This is a genomic window from Sporosarcina ureae (assembly GCF_029267015.1).
Lineage (GTDB): Bacteria > Bacillota > Bacilli > Bacillales_A > Planococcaceae > Sporosarcina > Sporosarcina ureae_D.
In genome coordinates this window covers 102,623-118,242 of sequence record NZ_JARIEA010000070.1, presented here as the reverse complement: position 1 = coordinate 118,242, position 15,620 = coordinate 102,623, and the positions used below count along the sequence as shown (strand labels likewise).

Here is a 15,620-nt window from a genome sequence, read left to right as displayed (position 1 = left end):
TTGTAATCGATTTTGAACTGTAGAACTTGAAACTAAAGAAGTTAAGACAAAACAATAATTCACACACTACTTACATTGAGTGATCTAAGTACTAGCACTATTAAAGTAGGATGGAAGCGGAAGTTGGCAGCGAAGTGCAAAGATGTGCTACTAACGCTTCGCTTTTACTCGCAAAAGCCGTTCTTCGTTACGGCCCTTCCCGCAGGACGATAGGAAAGCGTCCGCCAACTGGAGCTTTCATCCTATCATACTCAGAAATTCGCTCACCATTCCCAAGTACTCGCTTCTGAACTTAAAATAAACTCCCAAAACTAAAAAACACCAAGACCAAGGTCAAGGTGTGTTGTTGAAGAGCCAGTATACTCCGACGAGCACGAAGAGTACACAGACTACCAATAATATCTTAATTAATCTCTCCATAATATACGATCTCCTATGAAATACTGGCGCCGATGACGAATGACAGACCTACCGAAATGCAAAGTGAGATGAAGCCGACGGAGCGATTGTCCGCTTGGATTTCCTCGTCCACTTTAAACTTCGGAGTCAGGAACTCGAACAGTAAATAAGCAAAGACAAGAAGCACGAAACCGTATAAGCCCCAGCCCATCATCTGCGGTAAGCTGTTGTGCTGCTCGATAGAATAGCGGAAAATATTGGCGACACCAAAGATCTTTCCGCCTGTCGCCATTGCCACTGACAAATTCCCTTTACGAATCTCTTCCCAGTTTTTATATTTTGTAACAATTTCAAATAACACCATCGACACGATCAAGCACAGTGTGACAACACTGAAATAACCGGCCGTCTCAACTAATGGATGACTCCAAAATCCCGTATGATTCATAATTTGGCACCTTCTTTATGTTCTCTTGCTTGTCATACGGCCCAAGCAGTAGAAAGGTTTCATTTATTTTAATTCCACGACGGTTACGCCACTACCGCCTTCTCCTGCTTCACCAAAACGATACGATTTTACTCTCGAATGCTTCTTCAAGTATTGCTGGACACCTTGTCGTAGTGCACCCGTTCCCTTACCATGAATAATATTCACTTGGTGGTAGTTGGATAGCAACGCATCGTCAATATACTTCTCTGTACGTACCAGCGCGTCTTCGTATCGTTCACCACGTAAATCGAGCTCCATCTTCACATGTTCGGAACGACCACGCACTGCAGCAGCCGTAACATGTTTCTTTTCTTTTTCAGGCTTGGTGTATTGCAATCCGGATTCAGGTAATTTCATCTTCAAAATTCCGATTTGAACAACCCATTCTTTATCGGATACTTTTTCGACGAGAGTTCCTTTCTGTCCGTAAGCCAATACTTTCACTTCGTCTCCTGTCTGTAATGGACGAGGTCCGGCTTGTGCCTTAATAGCCTTCTTTTTCTTTTCTTCAGGTGCAGCACCTTCTAAACGTTTTCGAGCTTCAATTAACTCATGTTCTTTGACGCTGGCTCCTGCATTCATTCGAAGTGCACGTAAGTCTGAAATAACCGCTTCGGATTCAGTTTTGGCTCGTTCCACGATCTTTTTCGCTTTCTCTTTGGCCACTTCTGTTAAACGATCTTTTTGTTCTTCAAATTCTTGTAATTTATCATGTAATTCTTTTTTCAGTTTTTCTGTTTCTAGGAGTATGTCGTGTGTCCGTTCAGCATCCTTTTCGGATTGCACACGGCTCGTTTCAAGAGAAGCAATCATAGAATCTACTTCCCCACGGTTTTCTCCTGTGAAACTTTTTGCACGTTCGATCACATGATTATGCAATCCTAGTCGTTTTGAAATTTCAAATGCATTACTACGTCCAGGCACACCGATTAGTAAACGATAAGTCGGACTTAGCGTATCAATATCAAATTCAACACTCGCATTAGCTACACCAGGACGGTTAAAACCATACGCTTTTAGTTCTGGGTAGTGAGTAGTCGCCATTACACGTGCGCCACTCCCATGCACCTCGTCAAGAATTGAAATAGCAAGTGCGGCACCTTCTTGCGGATCCGTTCCCGAACCTAATTCATCAAATAATAAAAGAGAACGATCATCAAATTTCTTCAAAATATTTACGATGTTGACCATATGAGAAGAGAATGTACTCAAACTCTGTTCGATCGATTGTTCATCGCCGATATCTGCATAAATTGAATCAAAGACGGCAACTTCAGAACCATCTAGTACTGGAATCGGTAGACCCGCTTGCGCCATCAATGTGCAAAGTCCAACCGTTTTTAGCGTGACGGTCTTACCACCCGTATTCGGACCGGTAATAACAATCGTCGTTATGTCCTGACCGAATTCAATCGTATTCGCTACTGCTTCATCTATCGGCAAGAGAGGATGACGTGCTTTTGACAGGCGCATATAACCGTCTGCGTTCACAGCTGGCTTGGTACATTTATTTGCAGTACCGTATTTAGCTTTCGCTAAGATGACATCTACTTCTGCTAATAATTGCACCAATGTGAATAGCTCATGTGCGATTTCCTGAACACTGGCAGACAAGGCAAGCAAGATCTTTTCAATTTCCTCTTGCTCCTTAACTTTCAGCTCGCGAATTTCATTATTCGCCTGAACAACTGCATCCGGCTCGATAAATAATGTTTGGCCTGATGAAGACATGTCATGAATCACTCCACCATAATGAGAGCGATATTCGGCTTTTACAGGAATACAGTAACGATCATTACGCATTGTTACAATTGCGTCAGAAAGCATTTTCGATGCGTTCTTCCCTCTTGTATAACTTTCAAGACGTTCACGTACACGGCTTTCTTGGATACGTAAGCTTTGACGAATTGAACGTAATACGGACGAAGCACTATCCATTACTCGACCATTATCATCGATAGCTGCGTTCACTTCATGCTCGATTGCAGTGAGGATGGGCATCGCTTCTTTCCGTGCAATTAAATGTGGAATGGAAATCTCATCTTCAGCTGTAACAGCTTCTAAAAATTGACGAAGAATTCTACTAGCACGGATTGTGTCTGCAATTTCTACTAGTTCCATCGCACTCAACATTCCACCAATTTGTGCGCGTTTGGCATGGGATCGAATATCATGAATCCCACCCATCGGTACATTTCCGCGTATCCGCAATAGCGCCAATCCTTCATCTGTCTCTTCTAGTAGGCGACTGACCTCTTCGAGACTCGTTGACGGTACTAATTGTTCTATGTGAGCACGCCCAGCGATCGACGTACATTGTGCTGATACTTGTTGAATAATTTTATCAAATTCAAGTGTTTTTAAGACACGCTTTTCCAATGTCTTACACTTCCTTTCATCTACGAATCACTTTCTCAATAAATGTTTCAAGCGGCCATGTGTTGATAACCTGTTCTGCAGGAAGCCATGCTTTTTGTGCGTACTCTACGCCAATCGGCATAATATCCAGTTGTTCTGTCGCATGCGCATCTGTATTGATCGCAATATTGACACCCGCTTCGATTGCTTGGATTAAGTGTTCTGTGCGTAAATCCAAACGGTATGGACTCGCGTTTACTTCTAATATTTTACCGTATTCGCTCGCCCACTTGATGAGCTGCTCAATATCGGGATTATAGCCTTCACGTTGACCAACAATACGACCAGTTGGATGAGCAATCATGTGTACATGTGGATTTTTACATGCGGCATGCAAACGCTCCATAATCTGTTCCTGAGGTTGATTGAAACTAGAGTGAATAGAGGCAATGACAAAGTCCAGCTGTTCCAGAATTTCGTCTTCGAAATCCAATGTCCCATCCGGAAGAATATCCATCTCTGTTCCACAGAATACTTCAATATCCGTATACTTTTCATTCACTGCGCGAATTTCTTCAATTTGCTTTATTAAACGTTCAGGTGTTAAACCATTTGCTACTTTCAAATAATGCGAATGATCGGTGATGACCATGTGTGAGTAGCCTTTTGCACGACAAGCTTCAACCATTTCTTCTATGGAATATCCTCCATCCGACCAAGTTGTATGCATATGCAAGTCAGAACGGATCAATTCCGGCGTGACAAGTTTTGCAATTTCATCTGTTCGATCAAGTTCCGTTCCATCCTTGCGAATACTTGGTGGAATGAATGGCAAATCAAAATGTGCAAAGAATTCCTTCTCACTTGAAAATGTCTGCACATGCCCCGCTTCATCTTCTACACCATACTCACTGATTTTCTGTTTGCGACTTTTAGCCAGCTGCCGCATTCGTATGTTATGTGCAGCGGAACCGGTAAAGTGATGGAGGGCGGTTGCGAATTGGTCTTCAGTGACAAAACGAAAGTCTGCATCGATTGGATGTTCTGTATCAAGTGAAATGGATAATTTGGCATCGCCTGCCGCAATCACTTTTTCAATTGGCAATGCAGCTAGTATTTTCTCACGAACAATTTGTGGTTGCTCTGTTACAAGAATCCAGTCAACATCGGAACTCTCTTCTTCACGTCTACGGTAGCTACCCGCCACTTGATACTTCTGAATCTCATCAATCAATTCTAATTCAGCCTGAACAATGTCAACAACTTTTGCGACTTGCCAAATCGGCGTCTTACCAGATCGTTGTGCTAGTATCTCAATTTCACGCAGTAAGTTTTCTTCCGTTTTTTTACCGAAACCTGGAACCTTACTTACTTCTTGTCTTTCGCAAGCTGCTTGAAGAGATTCAATTGAATCTATATTCAACGCTTCACGAAGCTTAGCTATTTTCTTTCCACCAAGTCCTGGGATATCCAACAGAGGAATTAACCCTTTGGGCACTTTCTCCTCCAGTTCAGTTAATGCATCTGAAGTTCCTTTTTCCATGAGATCAATAATAACGGCACCCGTTCCCTTACCGATTCCTTTCAATGAAAGAATATCATCCATTTCAGCGAGACTTCTGGTATCCAATTCTAGGATCGAAGCCGCTTTTCTGAATGCTGCTACCTTAAAATGATTTTCTCCAAGTAACTCCATGTATAATGCAATTTTCTCAAACGTGCGGATTATCGTCTTTTTATTCAAGTCAGTATCCTCCTCACTCTGTTAAAAAAGCTTCCACGCGTTCGGGAAGCTTTTGGTTCATATGTACAGTACATTATTTACTTGCGTTAGCCTATATAAACGAACCACCAATTTTTTATTGCCGAGGAAATAATCGGTGTGTGTTCAAACATCGCTTTCGCCAACATAGAATGACTCAATGAATTCTGGATTACCTCAATCGGCAGCATGGCCAGTAAAGATAATGTAAAAAAGATAAGTACGTAAAATTCAATAAAGCCTAGTGCAGCACCAATCAGACGTGCACCAAAACCAAGTACTGGTAAATGCTTCAAAAAGTCCAACATGGAACCAATTAATTGTAGAATCAATTTCATTCCGACAAATATCAATATAAATGCGATTAGCCGATAAAACGTCATATCCATATCCAAGTTTTCAAATGTCCAGCTAAGTGCATCTGCCGCAGTCGCACCCGGATATGGTATCCATAAAATTAGTTTTTCTGCTAGAGGCTTGTAGAACTTATACGCTACAATCACCGATATGATCAATCCAAACATGTGGATGAGCTGTACGATGAATCCACGTCTAAATCCTGCGATTAAGCCGCCTACCAGCAATAAAATGATGAGTAAATCTATCATATTTTGCCCCTCAACCCTTCAAATTTTTCAATTCTTCTTCTAATTCTTTTACTTTGTCCCGCATTTTCAAATATTCATTTACACTATTTACCGCCGTCAGAACAGCAATTCTTTTGCTGTCAAGATGCCGGTTATGCTTACTAATTTCGCGCATTTTTTCATCAACGAGCGAGGCTACATAACGCACATGTGAAGATGGTTCCGTACCAACAACCGTATATGTTTGTCCGTAGATATCAACTGTCACTCTTGCCTTTTTTTTGTCCGCCATTGTTACGACCTCCCCCTAAAAACCCTCTCATAATCATACCATGAAAATCGATTACTTGTGAATCAATTATGCCTCATATTGACATCAGGTTCGAATTTTTGACATTATTCTTCAGTACGGACTCTAGTTTCAGGTATACTGAGGAATAGATTATTTCAAGGAGTGGGTAAATATATGAGCCATCAAGTCATTGTTCTGTCTGAAAAAGAAATGCCAGAAGTAGTTCGCTACTATGGAACGAATAAAGTGATTCGCAATGCACCAGGTGTCATTTTCGCTGCAAAGACTTCCGATACATCCATCACTGCCTACCGTTCGGGTAAAGTGTTATTTCAAGGAGCAGGTGCGGATAGAGAAGCTGCACGCTGGAGCGCTAATGGTTCTAGTACTGCAGTAGCGAAGCCGAAGTCATCTATAGCAACTGGAGATACGTTACCCGCAAACTTTGCCTCCCTATCTGTTCTTGGATCGGATGAAACAGGTACTGGTGACTTTTTCGGCCCTATCACAGTAGCTGCTTGCTTTGTCAGTAGCGATCAAATTGAATTGGTAAAGGAATTAGGAGTAAAGGATTCCAAACAACTTACGGATGCGTATATGCAACAAATCGCAAATGACTTAAAAGAAGTCGTCACCTACTCCGTGAAAACGCTCGATAATGTTGCGTATAACGACATTCAAAGCCAAGGTTGGTCGCAAGGAAAGATTAAAGCGATTCTTCATAACCAAGCACTTCAGGAAGTATTGGAAAAAATAGATCCAGTCGTACCGGAACATATTTTAATCGATCAGTTTGCTCAACGAAAAACCTATTTCAATTACTTAAAAGATGAATCCAGCATTATTCGTGACAGGGTTCTTTTTTCAACAAAAGCTGAAAATCTCCACGTATCGGTAGCTACTGCCTCTATACTGGCACGGGTCGCTTTTCTCGAAGCAATGGATCAATTAAGTATTGAAGCAGGTGTAACGCTACCTAAAGGTGCAGGACCAAGAGTTGATCAAGTAGCTTGTCAGATTATCCGTAAAAAAGGAGAGCCTTTTTTACACTCCATCACAAAAGTTCACTTCGCCAATACTCAAAAAGCTTTGAAATTAGTGTATAAGAAATAATTCAACAGTATCAAAAGAAAATCTGGCCGCCCGAATGGGGAGCCAGATTTTTATTATGAGCGAAGTTGTGCATTTGCTTGGACTGTTAATGCATCCAATACTTTACTATGCGCATTGACGACATCTTCGTCCGTTAATGTACGTTCAGGATCAAAATATGTGAGTGAGAACGCAACAGATTTTGTTCCTTCTTCCACATTCTTTCCTTCATATAGATCAAACAACTGAACTTTTTTCAGTAACTTACCGCCTGCCTGATGGATAATCTTCTCTAACGTAGCAGCCGATGTATCCCGATCAACAACTAAAGCAATATCGCGGGAGATAGATGGATAGCGAGGAACAGCTGTATACAACAGTTCTTCCGTTGCCGTTTGCATAATAGATTGCAAGTTCATTTCCATTACGTATGTTTCCTGCAAGTCCCGTTGGTTTTGTACTGTCGGATGGACTTGACCGATGATTCCTACTGACTGATCATCCAACCAAACTGTTGCAGTACGCCCCGGGTGCATTTGATCGACAGTCGCTTTTGTGAATTGGACTCGCTCAAGCAAACCTAATTGCTCAAATAGTCCTTCTACAATTCCTTTCATGACGAAGAAATCAACTTTTTTCGTTTCACCTTGCCAAGCATGATGAACCCATTTACCCGTCACTACTGCGGCAACATGTTCTACTTCTTTTGGCAAGCCATCTTCTTCGATACCTAGGAAAACAGATCCCGTTTCGTAAAGTGCAATTGATTCATTTCGACGTGCCACGTTATACGTTGTTGCATCCAGTAGGTGTGGAATGATGCTTTGACGAAGAACACTGCGTTCTTCACTCATTGGCATAAGTAATTTCGTTACAGGTGCGGTCTCCAATGCAAAAGCCTGTGCATCTTTCGGTGAAGCTAATGAATATGTCAGAGCTTGTGAAAGACCTGCTGATTCAAGAAAGCCACGAACGATGCGACGTTTCGCTTGGTAAGGTGTTAATCCGCCTGGTGTACTTTCTACAACCGGTAATGTTTTCGGAATTTCATCGTAACCATATAGTCGTGCAATTTCTTCAATCATATCTTCTTTAATTTTCAGATCTTGACGACGTGTCGGAATATCCATTACCAGTTGGCCATTGATTAGTTCGGTAGGTATTTGCAAACGGTCCATGATCGTTTTCATTTCATCCATTGCAATTTTCATACCTAAACGATTATTCACGTAATCAGGTGATAGAATGATTCTTTCAGGTGTTTTGTCAAGTTCGTCGAAGATTACAGACCCTTCTAGAACTTCTCCACCTGCAAGTTCTGCCATCAATTGCGCAGCTCGCTCTGCCGCTTCGGCTACACGATTTGGATCAACACCTTTTTCAAAACGAGTGCTTGCGTCACTGCGTAGACCTACTTCTTTAGACGTTTGACGAACAGAACCTGGTGCGAAATAAGCCGACTCAATAACAACAGTCGTTGTTCCTTCATATACTTCCGAATTAGCGCCACCCATCACTCCAGCAAGTGCAACAGGCTCTCTGCCATTCGTTATAACCAATTGACGATCATTCAATGTACGTTCTGCTTGATCAAGCGTCACCATCTTTTCACCTTCACGAGCATGACGTACGACAATCTCTTTTGTTTCGAGTCGATCATAGTCAAACGCGTGAAGCGGCTGACCGTATTCCAACAATACATAGTTCGTGATGTCGACCACATTATTATGCGGACGAATACCTGAAGACATCAACGTGTTTTGCAACCACTGAGGTGATTCTGCAACCTTGATGTTTTTCACTACTTTGGCCACGTACATTGGATTGTCTTCAGGCGTTTCAACTGTAAGCTTCAAAGCGTCTTGAGCTTTCTCTGCAGTTGCTACATAAGAAATTTCCGGAAGTTTGATATCTTTCGATAAAATTGCTCCTACTTCATATGCCACACCGAGCATACTCAATGCGTCAGAACGGTTTGGCGTTAAATCGAATTCCAAAACGCGATCATACAAACCAAGATGAGTCAAAGCGCTATCTCCAGCACGAACATCATTCGGCAAAACATAAATTCCTTCTGCGTACGCTTTCGGAACCAATTTACCTTCTATGCCGAGTTCTTGCAATGAACAGATCATACCATTAGACTCTTCGCCACGAAGTTTTGCCTTTTTGATTTTCATGCCACCAGGTAAAACAGCTCCTGGACGCGCGACAATTACATTTTGTCCTTCTGCAATATTTGATGCTCCACAAATAATTTGTGAGATTTCTCCACCTACATCTACTTGACAGATATGTAATTTATCCGCTTCCGGATGTTTTACACAGTCGTTTACGTGTCCAATAACGATATTGTCCATATCGAATGAACGATCAATAATGCCATCTACTTCTATGCCAGCACGAGTGATTTTCTCAGCCAGTTCTTCTATGGAAAGTTCATTCCATTCTACGTAATTACTTAACCAATTTGTTGATACTAACATCAGTATTCCTCCTTATGCCTCTGTCCGGTGGAATTGTGAAATAAACCGAATGTCATTCGTATAGAAATGACGAATATCTTCCACTCCGTATTTTAACATCGCGATTCTTTCAGGCCCCATGCCGAATGCAAATCCTGTAACTTCTTCCGGGTTGTAGCCAGCCATTTCCAAAACGTTAGGATGTACCATACCCGCTCCCAATATTTCGATCCAACCTGTTCGCTTACATACATTACAACCTGAACCGCCACATTTGAAACAAGATATATCCATTTCAACTGAAGGCTCGGTGAATGGGAAGAAGCTTGGACGCAAACGAATTTCACGCTCAGCGCCGAATAATTTCTTCGCAAGTAGATCAAGCGTGCCTTTCAAATCACTCATGCGGATATTTTCACCCACGACAAGTCCTTCAATTTGAGTAAACTGATGGGAATGCGTCGCATCATCTGAGTCACGTCGATATACTTTACCAGGACAAATGATCTTAATAGCCGCTCCATCTTTCGCTTCCATAGTCCGCGCCTGGACAGGAGACGTATGTGTACGCAATAAAATATCCTCTGTAATATAGAAGGAATCCTGCATATCGCGAGCTGGATGACCTTTTGGCAAGTTCAATGCTTCAAAGTTATAATAGTCTTTCTCTACTTCTGGGCCTTCTGCGATTTCGTACCCCATACTGATGAAAAAGTCTTCGATTTCCTCTACAACACGTGTTAGCGGATGGTGGTTACCAAGTTCAACAGGACGACCTGGTAATGTAACGTCTATTGATTCATTTTCCAGTTGTTCCTGGATTGCTTGTTGTTCAAGCAGCACTTTACGTTCTTCAAGAATTTCCGTAACACTTTCGCGGATTTCATTGACTAGCGCCCCCATCTTAGGGCGTTCTTCAGCAGGTAGTTTACCCATTCCTTTTAACAGGTCAGTAATTGGACCTTTTTTCCCAAGATACGCTACGCGTACATCGTTCAATTCTTTGACAGTATTGGATTCTTTGATTTTCAGCATGACTTGTTCTTTTAGTTCGTGCAACTGTTCTTTCATGTGTACTTGCTCCTCTCTCTATTTCAGTGGCAATCGCATACTTCCCGATAATTTATCGGAAAACAAAAAAACTCGCCCCTATAAAAGGGACGAGGTCGATTTCGCGGTACCACCCTGATTAGTTTGCATCAAAAATATGATACAAAATCACTTGAATTGGAATAACGGTCCTTTGCCGGCACGCCTTTACATGTCTGGTCCAAGCGTGCAGCTCGCGGGGTGAACTTCAATGGAACATCGTTTTCCACACTTTCAGTCGAGGTGTGAAATCCCTGATCACGTGTTGGCCATTTACTTTTCCCGGTCATTGCTATTTTCTTTGATTCGCCTTCTAGTATACCGTAAAACGTTTACGCCTTCAATAGTGATATCATGACTGACGTAGTGTATAGAGCAATATGCCTGTCGCAACTGCCACATTTAATGATTCGGCCTGACCGTATAATGGAATTTTCACTACATGATCTGCTTGTGATAGTAACTCGTTATCAACACCGCTTCCTTCATTGCCTACTAGTAACGCAAATGAGGATTGTGCTTGCAATTCGTTAAGAGAAATTGCTTGCTGCAAACCTGTGCCGATGATCGGAACGTCATGAGCTTTTAAACGCTCGATCCACACCGTCAATTCTTCGCGGACTACAGGAATGTGGAAGTGTGAGCCTTGTGCTGAACGTACCGTTTTCGGATTAAATGGATCTGCACTTCCCTTACCGAGTACCACCGCATCAAGACCTGCCGCGTCTGCTGTACGAATCATCGTACCAATATTGCCTGGATCCTGTACAGCATCAATTAGTAATACTTTCTTCCATTGATGTTGATCGGCTTCCTCATATTGTGGCTGTTTACAATAAGCAAAAACACCTTGCGTTTGTTCCGTTTCAGAAATTTCTTTTGCAACTGCCGCTGTCAGTTCAATAATCGGCGCATTCCAGTGCGCTGGAATTTCAATATCCTCGCGTGCAAGCAATTGAATAACCAAATCCGGCTGTTTAATAGCTTCTTCTACAAGATGAAAACCTTCCACAAGAAACTCTTTTGTTTGATCTCGTTCTTTTCTCGTCGTCACTAATTTCTTCCAATGCTTCACTAAAGAATTCTGAGTTGATTCAATTCGTTTATTCAAGAGGCTGTACATCCTTTTTTTCTTTTTAGTGTACCAAATCAGCGTATATTTAGCGACTTTTGTGGAAAAGATACGAATAAAGGAGGCTGATGCAAATGAATTTCCAAATACGTGATGCAATTACAGCAAACATGACAAATAATAGTTCCACTGACGTTCGAGGTGTAATAGACGACGCCATACAAAGAGGAGAAGAACACCTTCTACCCGGACTAGGCGTATTTTTTGAACAACTATGGAAGCGTTCCGACGAAAAAGAAAAAGAAGAAATCACAAACGAACTATCCCAGTCATTCGCAAAAGCACAATAAAAAGGTGTGTAAAGAAAGACAAAAGAGATGCCACAGTCATTACAATGGCATCTCTTTTGTCTTAACTTATTCAGATTCAAGTACTGAAGTTCAAAATAGATTACAGCACTTACTTTAATGCGCAATAAAAAATATCTTCAATTCGCATTGCGAAGGATTGGCGCGGAGGAAGGGGACAACTACTTTATTTTATATCTGTCTAAAAAGCAATGAAACGATGCATCTCCGTATCCTTTTACTTGCTCGTATAATGCTCTTTCAACTGATCACGCAACGCAGCTTTCAAGAACTTTCCGACTGATGTCTTAGGAATCTCCTTCACGAACAAAACTTCATCCGGAATCCACCAACTCGCAAATTGTCCCTTTAACGAATCCTTCAACTCTTGCACTTTCGCATCATCTTCCGCCACATTTTCATTCAACACTACGCAAGCAAGCGGGCGTTCCATCCACTTCTCATGCGGAACCGCAATCACCGCTGCCTCGTAGACATCTTTATGTGACATTAACGCATTTTCCAAATCGACTGACGAAATCCATTCGCCACCACTCTTGATAAGATCTTTCGTACGATCCATCAACTTTAGGTAGCCATCTTCTGTCATAGCAGCAATATCTCCTGTATATAGCCATCCATCTTTGAATGCTTCTTCCGTACGTTCATCCTTATAATACTCGTCCGCGATCCATGGACCCCTAATGGTTAATTCGCCCATCGTCTTACCATCCCAAGGCACTTCTCCGTCTTCATTGATTATACGAATGTCGAGTCCCGGCATAACTAAACCTTGCAACGCACGCGTGTTGATTCGTTCTTCTGTCGACAAGTTGTCCATAGAGGAAGTTAGAACCGATAGACTAACGAGTGGTGTCGTTTCCGTCATACCATAGCCAACAATAAACGGTATATTGTATTTTTCTTCAAATGCACGAATCAAGCCTTTAGGAGATGCAGAGCCACCACACACAATGGCACGAAGTGATGAAATATCATGCGATGCTTGCTCGAGCTCTTTTAATATAGCTAGAAAAACGGTTGGAACGCCAGCTGTCATTGTTACTTTTTCACTTTCAATCATGTCAAGAAGTACGGAAGGATTGAATCCCGGGCCAGGTAATACTTGGGTTGTCCCATAGAACACACCAGCGAACGGAATTCCCCATGCATTTGCATGGAACATCGGCACGATAGACATCGCGACGTCACGTTCGCACAGCCCCATAGCATCTGACAATCCAAGTGCATAACTGTGCAGCACTAATCCTCTATGCGAATAAATCACGCCTTTGGGCTGACCTGTAGTAGCCGATGTGTAACATAAGCCTGCTGGAGTATTTTCATCTAAATCTTCTGGATAGTCATACTCATCCGAAGCCTTTTCCAATAATGCTTCATATGAATGGACGTTTTCTAACGTAGTTTCAGGTATTTCCTTACTGTCACTCATGACGACAAAATGCTTTACCGTTTTCAACATAGGTGCCATTTTCTCAAGATGAGGGAAAAACTCTTCATCCACTAGCAAGATTTCGTCTTCTGCGTGATTAATGATATACATAATATGTTCAGGCGATAGCCGAATATTGATCATGTGCAAGACTGCTCCCGTACAAGGGACCCCAAAATAGGCTTCCAAATGGCGGTGGTGGTTCCACGCAAATGTACCCACTTTTGTTCCGTGTCCCATTCCTAGCTCTGTTAATGCATTTGATAGTTTACGTGTTCTCTTCGCCCATTCACGATACGTAAAACGCTGTATGCGCTGCTCTCCTGTACGTGAAATGATCATCTTGTTTGGAAAGAATCGTTCTGCCCGTGTAATAAATGTTGATAGAATCAATGGGGTTTGCATCATATCCATCCGCTCCTCTTTTTTTAGAAGTGAAATTATCAATCCGTCGTGCATGATTCAAAGCATGTACTCTTCATTTCAATGAAATCGATACGCAGATGGAATGATTCTCAGGATGTACTCTATGCGCAAACGAGTAGTACTATGAATAGTTGTTCACGTTACTTTCTGAATATAGTATATACGTTGTCGAACTATTCTGTCTACATAATTCGGTAGTATATCGCTTACGCTAATTTTTCACGTGTCCAAAAGAATACGTCAACTCCCATAACCGTTAACGTTCCAAATACAACTGACCAGATCGCAAGACTAATTAGTAGCCAAATGGCGGTCTGAGATTTGGAAGAACCGAGCGCCAACGCTAAAAATGCAGCCAGATGAGAGCCAATGAGAACCGGACCAAGAAGGGCAAGGCCAGGAATACCAAAGCGCTTCCAAATACTTTCAGCTCGTGCAGTACGTTTTGACGGAGCTGTCGAATCCGTTTTCTTTCTACTTTCCCACCAGTCTTTTAACTTTTGAAAGATCATAATTTCTAGTATTATAGTCAAAGCATTTCCTGCAAATCCAACTAGCACGGCAGTTACCAAAGGCATTCCACGTAAAATACCGAGCGGAACTGCCACCAGCACTTCAAACCCTGGCGCTGCACCTGCAAGAAACACAAGTAGATATGTTAACAAAAAGTTTCCTCCCCTACTTCGATTCCATTCAGTATATCAAATGATAGGAAGCAGAGCATAAAAAAACTGTTTTCCTCGTAAAGGAAAACAGCTAATCAATTTATTTATAGTAATGAAGCAATTACCGCTTTTTGTGCGTGCAGACGATTTCCTGCTTGTTGGAAGACATACGAGTTCTTACCGTCGATTACGGAAGTCGATACTTCTTCTTCACGATGCGCTGGAAGACAGTGCAAGAATACATAATCTTTTTTCGCATGACCGACCAATTGATCATTGATCTGGAAGTCTTTAAAGTCGATCAAACGCTGCGCTGCTTCTTCTTCCTGCCCCATGCTAGTCCAAGTATCTGTATAAATAGCGTCTGCATCAGTGGAAGATTCGATTGGGTCGTAAGTAGACGTTACGCTACCTCCGTTCAACTCAGCAATTTTCTTTGCTTTTTCAAACAAACCTGAATGATATTCATAGCCTTTTGGCGTTGCGACAGAAACGTGCATACCCATATGTGCACCTGCAATCACTAATGAATGGGCAACGTTATTTCCGTCACCAATATACGAAAGTTTCAAGCCTTTCAAGTCACCTTTAACTTCTTTGATTGTCAGTAGATCTGCCATCGCTTGGCACGGATGGAATAGATCGGTTAACCCGTTAATGACAGGAACTGATGTATGTTCTGCCAATTCTTCCACCATTTTATGAGATTTCGCACGGATCATCACGCCGTCCAAAAATTCGGACAATACTTTTCCAGTATCTGAAACGGATTCGCCACGCCCAATCTGTAAATCACGCGCATTCATGAAAATGCCATGTCCGCCTAACTGGATCATGCCCACTTCGAATGAAATACGTGTACGTGTGGAGTTTTTCTCGAAAATCATCCCGAGTGTCTTACCTGCTAAAATGTCCGGCGTTTTACCAGCCAATGTATCCTGTTTCATGTCATATGCCAGTTGTACGAGATACGCGACCTCTTCGCTAGAATAATCAAGTAGTGTTAAAAAATCGCGTCCTTTTAAGCTGTCTTTTTCTATAAGTGAAGTTGTTTGATTTGTTTTTACCATTTTTTAATCCCCATCCATCCATTTGAAGTATGTATAAACTAGTATACATATGT

General features: G+C 41.9%; 13 protein-coding genes and 1 other annotated feature. Of the genes, 2 read left to right on the top strand and 11 right to left on the bottom strand.

Translation table 11 applies throughout. The features are described from left to right. Positions 1-433: 433 nt before the first annotated feature. The 5 genes from Q7P97_RS11870 to zapA form a co-directional block, all read right to left on the bottom strand. Positions 434-847, bottom strand: a complete 414-nt coding sequence (locus tag Q7P97_RS11870; protein WP_303969376.1) for a DUF350 domain-containing protein — start codon at positions 845-847, stop codon at positions 434-436. A 63-nt stretch (positions 848-910) separates the two neighbouring features. After that, positions 911-3,268, bottom strand: a complete 2,358-nt coding sequence (locus tag Q7P97_RS11865) for an endonuclease MutS2 (RefSeq protein WP_303969375.1) — start codon at positions 3,266-3,268, stop codon at positions 911-913. A 16-nt stretch (positions 3,269-3,284) separates the two neighbouring features. Next, positions 3,285-4,991: a DNA polymerase/3'-5' exonuclease PolX gene (gene polX, locus Q7P97_RS11860; RefSeq protein WP_303969374.1), complete on the bottom strand. Its 1,707-nt coding sequence runs from the start codon at positions 4,989-4,991 to the stop codon at positions 3,285-3,287. Between the two features lie 86 nt (positions 4,992-5,077). Beyond that, positions 5,078-5,617, bottom strand: a complete 540-nt coding sequence (locus Q7P97_RS11855; RefSeq protein ID WP_303969373.1) for a CvpA family protein — start codon at positions 5,615-5,617, stop codon at positions 5,078-5,080. A 10-nt stretch (positions 5,618-5,627) separates the two neighbouring features. Then, entirely contained in the window at positions 5,628-5,888 is a 261-nt protein-coding gene (zapA, locus tag Q7P97_RS11850) for a cell division protein ZapA (RefSeq protein WP_303969372.1), read from the bottom strand. A 174-nt stretch (positions 5,889-6,062) separates the two neighbouring features. Between zapA and rnhC the strand changes: the two genes are divergently transcribed. Then, the gene (gene rnhC / locus Q7P97_RS11845) at positions 6,063-7,001 is read left to right on the top strand and encodes a ribonuclease HIII (RefSeq protein WP_303969371.1); all 939 of its coding nucleotides are present in this window, start codon (positions 6,063-6,065) and stop codon (positions 6,999-7,001) included. Positions 7,002-7,054: 53 nt separating this feature from the next. Here the strand turns inward: rnhC and pheT are convergent, their stop codons facing one another. The 3 genes from pheT to Q7P97_RS11830 all read right to left on the bottom strand — a co-directional run bounded on the left by pheT (position 7,055) and on the right by Q7P97_RS11830 (position 11,657). Further along, positions 7,055-9,466 carry a phenylalanine--tRNA ligase subunit beta gene (gene pheT, locus Q7P97_RS11840; protein WP_303969370.1) on the bottom strand — a complete coding sequence of 804 codons (2,412 nt, stop codon included), beginning with the start codon at positions 9,464-9,466 and terminating at the stop codon, positions 7,055-7,057. Between the two features lie 12 nt (positions 9,467-9,478). Next, complete coding sequence (gene pheS, locus Q7P97_RS11835) at positions 9,479-10,516, bottom strand: phenylalanine--tRNA ligase subunit alpha (RefSeq protein ID WP_303969369.1); 1,038 nt, start codon at positions 10,514-10,516, stop codon at positions 9,479-9,481. An 82-nt stretch (positions 10,517-10,598) separates the two neighbouring features. Then, positions 10,599-10,833 (bottom strand) — a binding site (T-box leader). A gap of 53 nt (positions 10,834-10,886) precedes the next feature. Next, entirely contained in the window at positions 10,887-11,657 is a 771-nt protein-coding gene (locus tag Q7P97_RS11830) for a TrmH family RNA methyltransferase (RefSeq protein ID WP_303969368.1), read from the bottom strand. 83 nt (positions 11,658-11,740) lie between these two features. Between Q7P97_RS11830 and sspI the strand changes: the two genes are divergently transcribed. Further along, positions 11,741-11,956, top strand: a complete 216-nt coding sequence (gene sspI / locus Q7P97_RS11825; RefSeq protein WP_303969367.1) for a small acid-soluble spore protein SspI — start codon at positions 11,741-11,743, stop codon at positions 11,954-11,956. 235 nt (positions 11,957-12,191) lie between these two features. Here sspI and Q7P97_RS11820 read toward each other — a convergent pair whose 3' ends face one another. The 3 genes from Q7P97_RS11820 to argF all read right to left on the bottom strand — a co-directional run bounded on the left by Q7P97_RS11820 (position 12,192) and on the right by argF (position 15,567). Beyond that, complete coding sequence (locus Q7P97_RS11820) at positions 12,192-13,814, bottom strand: long-chain fatty acid--CoA ligase (protein WP_303969366.1); 1,623 nt, start codon at positions 13,812-13,814, stop codon at positions 12,192-12,194. Positions 13,815-14,038: 224 nt separating this feature from the next. Beyond that, a complete protein-coding gene (locus tag Q7P97_RS11815) occupies positions 14,039-14,497 on the bottom strand; it encodes a small multi-drug export protein (RefSeq protein WP_303969365.1) in 459 nt (152 codons plus the stop codon). A 104-nt stretch (positions 14,498-14,601) separates the two neighbouring features. Next, positions 14,602-15,567 carry an ornithine carbamoyltransferase gene (argF, locus tag Q7P97_RS11810; RefSeq protein ID WP_303969364.1) on the bottom strand — a complete coding sequence of 322 codons (966 nt, stop codon included), beginning with the start codon at positions 15,565-15,567 and terminating at the stop codon, positions 14,602-14,604. Positions 15,568-15,620 lie beyond the last annotated feature (53 nt).

Excerpts from the sequence above, each read along its gene's own strand:
- Q7P97_RS11870 (WP_303969376.1), bottom strand. The coding sequence starts at position 847 with ATGAATCATACGGGATTTTGGAGTCATCCATTAGTTGAGACGGCCGGT.
- Q7P97_RS11855 (WP_303969373.1), bottom strand. The coding sequence starts at position 5,617 with ATGATAGATTTACTCATCATTTTATTGCTGGTAGGCGGCTTAATCGCA.
- zapA (WP_303969372.1), bottom strand. The coding sequence starts at position 5,888 with ATGGCGGACAAAAAAAAGGCAAGAGTGACAGTTGATATCTACGGACAA.
- rnhC (WP_303969371.1), top strand. The coding sequence starts at position 6,063 with ATGAGCCATCAAGTCATTGTTCTGTCTGAAAAAGAAATGCCAGAAGTA.
- pheT (WP_303969370.1), bottom strand. The coding sequence starts at position 9,466 with ATGTTAGTATCAACAAATTGGTTAAGTAATTACGTAGAATGGAATGAA.
- pheS (WP_303969369.1), bottom strand. The coding sequence starts at position 10,516 with ATGAAAGAACAGTTGCACGAACTAAAAGAACAAGTCATGCTGAAAATC.
- Q7P97_RS11830 (WP_303969368.1), bottom strand. The coding sequence starts at position 11,657 with ATGTACAGCCTCTTGAATAAACGAATTGAATCAACTCAGAATTCTTTA.
- sspI (WP_303969367.1), top strand. The coding sequence starts at position 11,741 with ATGAATTTCCAAATACGTGATGCAATTACAGCAAACATGACAAATAAT.
- Q7P97_RS11820 (WP_303969366.1), bottom strand. The coding sequence starts at position 13,814 with ATGATGCAAACCCCATTGATTCTATCAACATTTATTACACGGGCAGAA.
- argF (WP_303969364.1), bottom strand. The coding sequence starts at position 15,567 with ATGGTAAAAACAAATCAAACAACTTCACTTATAGAAAAAGACAGCTTA.